Source organism: Sphingobium chlorophenolicum (assembly GCF_000722875.1).
GTDB classification, from domain to species: domain Bacteria; phylum Pseudomonadota; class Alphaproteobacteria; order Sphingomonadales; family Sphingomonadaceae; genus Sphingobium; species Sphingobium chlorophenolicum.
In genome coordinates, this window is record NZ_JFHR01000098.1 from 1 (window position 1) to 7,491 (window position 7,491).

The window sequence follows — 7,491 nt, forward strand, 5'->3', positions numbered from 1 at the left end:
GTAATGCCAGCGCCGGATTACGCTCAATAACGCCATGTCCAACACTCCATGACCCCTCGCTCGCCAAAGCCAGGGGTGAGTTCAACATGGGTCACTTCTCAGTGGAAATATCGGCCCTTCCCGGGTCAACTCTCAGTGGCAATCAACACCTCATAATCGAGAATGCGGGGCGGGAATGCTCCCATATGGTAATAAACGGCCTCCGAAAGGTCGTAGGGGTTGGTACTCATTTCTAGGGCTGGCCTGTCATCAACGGGATTGACGCCATTCTAATAGCACCAAAAGCCCTTGGCAACAGAATGGCGCCGTATTCTGTCATCAATCTTGGTTGATGATAGCGAACTCTCATCAATAATTGTTGATGACAGAATAGGTCGCCATTCTGTTGCCAACGCCATGCACCGCAGTTTAAGGCATAACAAAAGGGGCCGCCGGGCAGGCGACCCCTTCTGATCCTCTCCCGAATGCAGGCAGGCTGTTCTTTAGTCGGCCTTCGTCTGAAGGTTGACGGCTGCATATTTGCCGCGGCGGTCGACTTCCAGTTCGAAATCGAGGCGGTCGCCTTCGTTGAGGGCGCTCATGCCGGCGCGTTCTACGGCGCTGATGTGCACGAATGCGTCGGGCTGGCCGTCGTCGCGCTGGATGAAGCCGAAGCCCTTCATGGCGTTGAAGAACTTCACCGTGCCGCTGGCGCGTTCGCCGGTGAGCTGGCGCTGCGGGCCGCGATCCGCGCCGCCGAAGCCGCCTGCGCGGGGTTCGCGCGGTTCGCGGGGACGATCCGTGACCGGGAGCGGTTCGCCCTCGATCTTGAGATCGGTCGCCGACACCTTGCCGCCGCGATCCACCAGGGTGAAGCCGAGCTGCTGACCTTCGGCCAGGCCGGTCAGGCCAGCCTGTTCGACAGCGCTGATGTGCACGAACACGTCTTCGCCGCCATCGTCACGGACGATGAAGCCGAAGCCCTTCTGACCGTTGAAGAATTTGACCACGCCAGTGCCTTCGCCGACGACCTGCGCGGGCATGCCGCCGCCACGGCCGCCGCCGAAACCGCCGCCGCCGCCACCGAAGCCGCCGCCACCGCCGCTGCGGAAGCCGCCACCACCGCCGCCGCCGAAGCCGCCGCGGTCGCCGCGGTCGCCGCCGAAGCCACCACCGCCGCCGCCGAAGCGATCACCGCCGCCGAAACCGCCACCGCCGAAACGATCGCCGCCGCCGAAGCCGCCGCGCCCGCCTTCATAGAAACCCTCGTCGCCGAAACCGTCGCGCTTATCCTTGCCGCGCCCGCCGCGGCGACCTCTATCAAAACTCATGCCCTGTTGGTCACTTTCGCTTCGCCCCAGACTAAACCAGACAAGCATGTCGGGCGAATGACATGCAGAATCCACCGCCAAGTCGCGGTTTGGGAATCACTATATCAGCTTTTCGGGGGAGCGCGAATGATTTTTGAGGCGGGCAAAGGCCGCGAAATAGCGGCTTTCGGGGCGATTGGTCGCCTTTCGTTCTACCGTCCCAAGGCGATTGCGAACTGGCGGCTTTGGCCATAGAGGGGAATCATGACCGTCCATTTCCATGAAGAGGATCTGCCGCAGGGCGTCCTTGCCCCCGGCCCGATCGCCGTCGACACCGAAACCATGGGGCTGATCACGCCCCGCGACCGCCTGTGCGTCGTGCAGATCAGCGACGGACAGGGGGACGAGCATCTGGTGCGTTTCAACCCCGGCAGCGATTATGCCGCGCCCAACCTGCGCGCCGTGCTGGCCGATCCGGCGCGGTTGAAGCTCTATCATTTCGGGCGGTTCGATATTGCGGCGATCCGCCATTATATGGGCATCGTCGCAGCGCCGGTCTATTGCACCAAGATCGCTTCGCGGCTGGTGCGGACCTATACCGACCGGCATGGGCTGAAGGAACTGGTGCGCGAATTGCTGGGGCAGGAATTGTCCAAGGTGCAGCAGTCGAGCGACTGGGGCGGGCCGGTGCTGTCGGACCCGCAGAAGGAATATGCGGCGTCGGACGTGCGTTACCTGCATGCGTTGAAGGCCGAATTGGACAAGCGGCTGGTGCGCGAGGGGCGGATGGAACTGGCGCAGGCCTGTTTCGATTTCCTGCCGCACCGGGCCGAACTGGACCTGGCGGGATGGCCGGAGATCGACATCTTCGCGCATATGTGAGGGCTTGAATGTCGTTACAGGCCGATCAGCAACGCGATGTGCGCCGCCACTGGGCGCGGCCGGGGGGGCGGCATGACCGGCTGGTCGGGCTGCTGAAGAACTGGCTGCCGGTGTCGGTGGGCGTGCTGGCGGCCTTGCTGGCGACGGCGCCCTTCACCGGGGGGGACAAGGTGAGCTTCGTGCTCGACAAGAACAAGGTCGAGGTGGCGAAGGAACGGATGCGCGTGACCGAGGCGCTGTATCGCGGGGAGGACAGCAAGGGGCAGCCCTTTTCCCTGCGCGCCGGATCGGCGGTGCAGAAGAGTTCGCGCGAGCCGATCGTCGACCTGAACGACATGTCGGCACGGATATTGCTGTCCGACGGGCAGGCTTTGCTGCGGGCGCAGAAGGGCCGGTACGACATGGATACGGAGCGGGTCGCGATTGACGGGCCGGTGCAGTTCCAATCGGAGGGCGGATACCGGATGACGACGCGGGACGTGGGCGTGGACCTGAAATCCCGGCGGATGCAAAGCGCGGGGCGGGTCGATGGGCGGATACCCATCGGGACGTTCAGCGGCGACCGTCTGGAGGCCGATCTGGTGGAGCGGACGGTGACTCTGAACGGGCGAGCGACCTTGCGTATCGAACAAAATGGCCTCAAAGGGCGAAGGTGATGAAAAAGACCCTTATTCTGCTGTCCCTGGGCGCGGCCGGGCTGGTCTATGCCGGGGCCGGGGCGCAGGTGCTGAAAAATCATGACAGCAATGCGCCGGTGAACTTCACCGCCGACCGGATCGAGGTGCAGGACCGCGCGGATCGCGTGATCGTGTCCGGCCATGTCGAGGTGACGCAGGCGGGCATGACGCTGAATGCGGCGCGGATGACGGTGGCTTACCGGAACCAGCCGGGCGGCGGGACCGGGACCAACGGGGTGGAGATCGACCGGATCGACGCGTCCGGCAATGTCGTCGTGACCAAGGCGGATCAGACGGCGAAGGGCAATGTCGCTATCTATGATCTGAATAGCCGGTTGATCACCATGTTGGGGAATGTTTCGCTGACCCAGGGGAGCAACAGGCTGACCGGGGGGCGGCTGGTGATCGATCTGACCAGTGGGCGGTCCACCGTGGATGGGCGGGCTGCCGGGGGCGGTGGTCCGGGCGTTTCCAGCGGGGCTGGCGGGCGCGTGTCCGGGACTTTTTCGGTGCCGCAGCGGAAAGAGTGATTTAGGGGCGTTCGTCCCAGCGGATCAGTTGGGTTGCGCCCGTTTCGTCTATGGCGAGTTCGCCGAAGGCTCCGGTGCGGAGCTTGAGGTTTTGGAGCGGCAGGCCCAGCGCGAGGAGCGCGAAGCGGGCGGCGCCGTTGCTGGTGACGAGGAGGTCGGCGCCCTCCCCTTTCTGAGCGAACCAGTTTTTCCAGGCGGTGAGGCGGGATTCCGCGTCGACCTTCCAGTCCTGGGGGGGGATGGCTTGTTCGTCCCAGGCGGTTAGGGCCTGCTGGCCGAGGCGGGCGAGGACTTGCGCTTCGGGTTGGTTTTCGTCGGGGCCGTGGTCGATCTCATTGAGCCAGGGGAGCGGGCCGTCGAGCGGATGGCCGGTGGCGGCGGCGATGGCGGCGGCGGTTTGCCGGGCGCGGAGGAGTGGGCTGCTGTGCAGGCGGCGGATGGGGAAGTCCTGTGCGGCGAACCATGCGGCGAGGCGCTCAGCCTGGGCGTGGCCGCTTGCCACCAGCGGGATGTCCGTGGCGGCGCCGATGCGGCGGGCGTCGGCGCTGCTTTCGAAGGTGTTGCCGTGGCGGATGATGAAGATGCGGCGCATGGCGGTTTCTCGACTTCGCTCGAAACAAACGGACGCTTAGGGCGTGGGGTCGCCGTGGGTGGCGATGAGGGCTTCGACGCGGGCTATGTCGGCTTTGGTGTCGATGCCGGAACTGTCGAAGATGGGCGGCGGGACCGGGACGGTGGTGATCGGAATGCCGAGTTCGAGCAGGCGGAGCTGTTCGAGCCCTTCGAGGGTTTCGAGAGCAGTGGGGGGCGTGGCTTCGAAGCGAGTCAGGGCTTCGAACGTGTAGCCGTAGAGGCCGACATGGCGCCAGACGGGGGAGAGCGGCTGGCTTTGGCGCAGGGCTTCCTCATTGCGGATGGCGGGGATGATGTTCTTCGAGAACCAGAGGGCGCGGCCGTCCGGGGCGCGGGCGCAGGTGGTGCCGCTGAAGGGAGAGCGGGTCTTGTGGTCGCGCAGGGCGTCCAGCGCGGGCCAGTCCAGGGCTATGACGGGGGTGGCGACCTGCGCGCCCGCCTCCAGCGCGGCGATGACGGCGCTGAGCGTGGCTTCGGGCTGGAAGGGGCTGTCGCCCTGAAGGTTGACGATGAAGCGGGGCGGGCTGGCGCACTGGCGGGCGGCGGCCAGGGCGCGGCCGGAGCCGGTGGCGATGGCGCTGTCCGTCATGGCGGCTTCGCAGCCCGCGGCGCGGGCATGGGCGGCGATTTCCTCGTCATCGGTGGCGACGAGCAGGTGCGCGTTCGGGAGGTTCGCGGTGGCGGCGCGGGCCATGGCGATCGTCCGGTGCAGCAGCGTGCGGCCCGCGATCAGGCGGAGGGGCTTGCGCGGCAGGCGGGAGGAACCGGCACGGGCCGGGATGACGATGAGGCTTTGGGTCATTTCAGGACCAGCTCAGGCGGCGGGACTGGGCTCCTGCCTTCGCAGGAGCACGGTTGTCTTTGGGGGCCGGAAGGAGACATGAGCTGCCAACCTCATAGGTCATGCTGAACTTGTTTCAGCATCCATTTTTCCCCACGAACCAAGGCTCAATCCGGAGAAATGGACCCTGAAACAAGTTCAGGGTGACGAATAGGGTGAGGGCGGGAAACCACCTCAAATCGGTCGGTCTGGAGCCTGAATTCGTTCACGCTGCTCAAGCGACGCCTGCGTGGAGGAGATCGTGCATGTGGAGGGCGCCGACCAGACGGTCCTTTTCGCAGACGAAGAGCAGCGTGATATTATGGTCGTGCATCAGGCGCAGCGCTTCGGAGGCGAGTTCCTCCGGCCCGACGGACAGCGGCTCTACCGTCATGTAGCGGCCGACCGGTTCGTTCATGTGGCGGGTGCCGGTGACGGTGCGGCGCAGGTCGCCGTCGGTGAAGGCGCCGATCAAGGCCCCCTCCCCATTGACGACCGCCGTGCCGCCCAGGCGCGCGCGGGTCATTTCGATGGTGGCGTCCAGCAGCGAGGCGTCTTCCTCCACGCGGGGCACGTCGCTGCCGGAAGCCATCAGCTCGCGCACCTTGACCAGTTGCGCGCCGAGCCGGCCATTGGGGTGGAATTTGTGGAAATCGTCCGCCGAAAAGCCCCGCATCTCCATCAGCGAAATGGCGAGCGCGTCGCCGAACGCCATCTGGATCGTGGTGGAGGTGGTCGGCGCCAGCGCGTTGGGGCATGCCTCCTTCACGTTCGGCATCAGAATGCAGATGTCCGATGCCGCCGCGACCGTGCTGTGCGGCTGCGCGGTCATGGCGAGCAACGGGATGCCGAACCGCTTGCAATATTGGATGATGGGGCCAAGTTCGTTGGATTCGCCCGAATGGGACAGCATCAGTACCACATCGTCCGGCGTCACCATGCCCAGATCGCCATGACCGGCGTCGGCGGGATGCAGGAAGATGGCGGGCGTGCCGGTGGAGGTGAGCGTCGCCGTCATCTTGCGCGCGACGATGCCGCTCTTGCCCATGCCGGTGACGATCAGGCGGCCCCGGACGTTCATGATAACGCCGACCATACGCAGGAAATTGGCCGCAAATTCCCGGTCCGCGAATTTCGCTTCGAGGGCGTTCAGCCCCTCCGCCGCGATGGACAATGTGCGGCGCGCGGTTTCCGCGATGCGTCCGCCTGAGCCGAATGGCACGATCTTCGTTACTGTCGACACGCGTAAGCCCTTTTTTCCGCCATCGCCGCCGGATTTCTTCCCGGCTGACCATAGCGGCGACGAACCACCGCCCCACGGTGTTCCGCCCTTACCTCGTTCCGCGACCCGACCGATTGGAACCAATCGGCACCCGGTTGTCGTGGATGGCGTCTTCCATTGTTTTTAGCAATCCATTTCGCAAGTGCGAATGATGATTTAAGCGGCATTAACGCCACAATGGACCAAAAAGCGATCAGTTGATCAATAAGGCCGTCCGACGGCGGAACCTTTCATGGTTGAGGCGGTTATGGGCGGCCCTTCATCCCTGGGCGTGATAGGCGCGGTACCAGTCGACGAAGCGCGGCACGCCCGTTTCGATGCCGGTGGTCGGCGCGAAGCCGATGTCCTGGGCGATGGCGCTGATGTCGGCGAAGGTCGCGGGGACATCCCCCGGTTGCATCGGCTGAAAGTCAATCTCCGCCTTGCGCCCGCAGGCATCCTCCAGAACGGAGATGAGGTGCATCAGCTCCTCCGGCCGGTTGTTGCCGATATTGTAGAGCCGGTGGGGCGAGCGGCTGCCCCCCGCCTTGGCCGCGCCGTCATCCTCCGGCGCATGGTCCAGGCAGCCGATCACGCCGCTGACGATATCGTCGATATAAGTGAAGTCGCGCTGCATCCGGCCATGGTTGAAGACGGGGATGGGCTGGCCCGCCAGGATTTTCGAGGTGAAGATCCACATCGCCATGTCGGGGCGGCCCCATGGACCATAGACGGTGAAGAAGCGCAGGCCGGTCATGGGGATGCGGAACAGATGGGCGTAGGTTTCGCTCATCAGTTCGTCGGCGCGTTTCGTGGCGGCGTAGAGCGAGACGGGGTGGTCGGCGCGGTCCTCCACGCGGAAGGGCAGCGTGTCGTTGCCGCCATAGACCGAGGAGGAGGAGGCGTAGACGAGGTGCCGTACCCGCCTTTCCCGCGCCACTTCCAGCATGTTGACATGGCCCGCGAGGTTGGAGCGGACATAGGCGTGGGGATTGATCAACGAATAGCGCACGCCCGCCTGGGCGCCGAGATGGACGATGGCATCGATGGGATGGTCGTGCAGCGCCGTTTGCAGCGCGTCCATGTCCGCGAAGTCGAGTTCGGCGAAGGTGAAGAGGCCGCCATGGCGTTCGTGCAGGGCGGCGATCCGGTCGCGCTTGAGCGAGACAGGGTAATAGTCGTTCATATTGTCGATGCCGAACACCGCCCGGCCCTGCGACAGGAGGCGGTCCGCGACGGCCATGCCGATGAAGCCGGCCGCGCCGGTCACGAGGATTGTCATGGGCGGTTTCCTGTCCTTGGCTGCGCGCTCCGTTCTTCACAGACTTTCCGGGGAGGGATGTAAAGGGGGTTTACCCATAAGGGTGGGTTTGAGGGGTGAAATTGCTGGGGCGTGGTG

At 64.9% G+C, this 7,491-nt stretch carries 8 protein-coding genes; 3 read left to right on the forward strand and 5 right to left on the reverse strand.

What is annotated here, in order from left to right:
* Positions 1-482: 482 nt before the first annotated feature.
* Positions 483-1,310: a cold-shock protein gene (locus tag BV95_RS24845; protein ID WP_051749940.1), complete on the reverse strand. Its 828-nt coding sequence runs from the start codon at positions 1,308-1,310 to the stop codon at positions 483-485.
* 243 nt (positions 1,311-1,553) lie between these two features.
* Between BV95_RS24845 and BV95_RS21885 the strand changes: the two genes are divergently transcribed.
* From BV95_RS21885 to BV95_RS21895, 3 genes are read left to right on the forward strand one after another with little or no spacing between them, the layout of a single operon-like run.
* Positions 1,554-2,171, forward strand: coding sequence for a ribonuclease D (locus BV95_RS21885; RefSeq protein ID WP_013848447.1), 618 nt, complete (start codon positions 1,554-1,556; stop codon positions 2,169-2,171).
* Between the two features lie 8 nt (positions 2,172-2,179).
* On the forward strand, positions 2,180-2,827 hold the full coding sequence (gene lptC / locus BV95_RS21890) for an LPS export ABC transporter periplasmic protein LptC (protein WP_013848446.1): 648 nt from the start codon (positions 2,180-2,182) through the stop codon (positions 2,825-2,827).
* Positions 2,827-3,378 (forward strand): LptA/OstA family protein, encoded by a 552-nt coding sequence (locus BV95_RS21895; RefSeq protein WP_037457320.1) that lies wholly within the window; start codon positions 2,827-2,829, stop codon positions 3,376-3,378. The genes lptC and BV95_RS21895 overlap by 1 nt, the downstream gene beginning before the upstream one ends.
* 1 nt (position 3,379) lies before the next feature.
* On the opposite strand, the gene BV95_RS21900 is transcribed toward BV95_RS21895, so the two are convergent.
* The 4 genes from BV95_RS21900 to BV95_RS21915 all read right to left on the reverse strand — a co-directional run bounded on the left by BV95_RS21900 (position 3,380) and on the right by BV95_RS21915 (position 7,374).
* The gene (locus tag BV95_RS21900; RefSeq protein WP_037457322.1) at positions 3,380-3,970 is read right to left on the reverse strand and encodes a histidine phosphatase family protein; all 591 of its coding nucleotides are present in this window, start codon (positions 3,968-3,970) and stop codon (positions 3,380-3,382) included.
* A 36-nt stretch (positions 3,971-4,006) separates the two neighbouring features.
* Complete coding sequence (gene kdsB / locus BV95_RS21905) at positions 4,007-4,813, reverse strand: 3-deoxy-manno-octulosonate cytidylyltransferase (RefSeq protein ID WP_037457324.1); 807 nt, start codon at positions 4,811-4,813, stop codon at positions 4,007-4,009.
* A 253-nt stretch (positions 4,814-5,066) separates the two neighbouring features.
* Positions 5,067-6,074, reverse strand: coding sequence for a KpsF/GutQ family sugar-phosphate isomerase (locus BV95_RS21910; protein WP_037457326.1), 1,008 nt, complete (start codon positions 6,072-6,074; stop codon positions 5,067-5,069).
* Between the two features lie 298 nt (positions 6,075-6,372).
* Positions 6,373-7,374, reverse strand: coding sequence for an NAD-dependent epimerase/dehydratase family protein (locus BV95_RS21915; RefSeq protein WP_037457328.1), 1,002 nt, complete (start codon positions 7,372-7,374; stop codon positions 6,373-6,375).
* Positions 7,375-7,491: the final 117 nt, after the last annotated feature.

Excerpts from the sequence above, each read along its gene's own strand:
- BV95_RS24845 (WP_051749940.1), bottom strand. The coding sequence starts at position 1,310 with ATGAGTTTTGATAGAGGTCGCCGCGGCGGGCGCGGCAAGGATAAGCGC.
- BV95_RS21885 (WP_013848447.1), top strand. The coding sequence starts at position 1,554 with ATGACCGTCCATTTCCATGAAGAGGATCTGCCGCAGGGCGTCCTTGCC.
- lptC (WP_013848446.1), top strand. The coding sequence starts at position 2,180 with ATGTCGTTACAGGCCGATCAGCAACGCGATGTGCGCCGCCACTGGGCG.
- BV95_RS21895 (WP_037457320.1), top strand. The coding sequence starts at position 2,827 with ATGAAAAAGACCCTTATTCTGCTGTCCCTGGGCGCGGCCGGGCTGGTC.
- BV95_RS21900 (WP_037457322.1), bottom strand. The coding sequence starts at position 3,970 with ATGCGCCGCATCTTCATCATCCGCCACGGCAACACCTTCGAAAGCAGC.
- kdsB (WP_037457324.1), bottom strand. The coding sequence starts at position 4,813 with ATGACCCAAAGCCTCATCGTCATCCCGGCCCGTGCCGGTTCCTCCCGC.
- BV95_RS21915 (WP_037457328.1), bottom strand. The coding sequence starts at position 7,374 with ATGACAATCCTCGTGACCGGCGCGGCCGGCTTCATCGGCATGGCCGTC.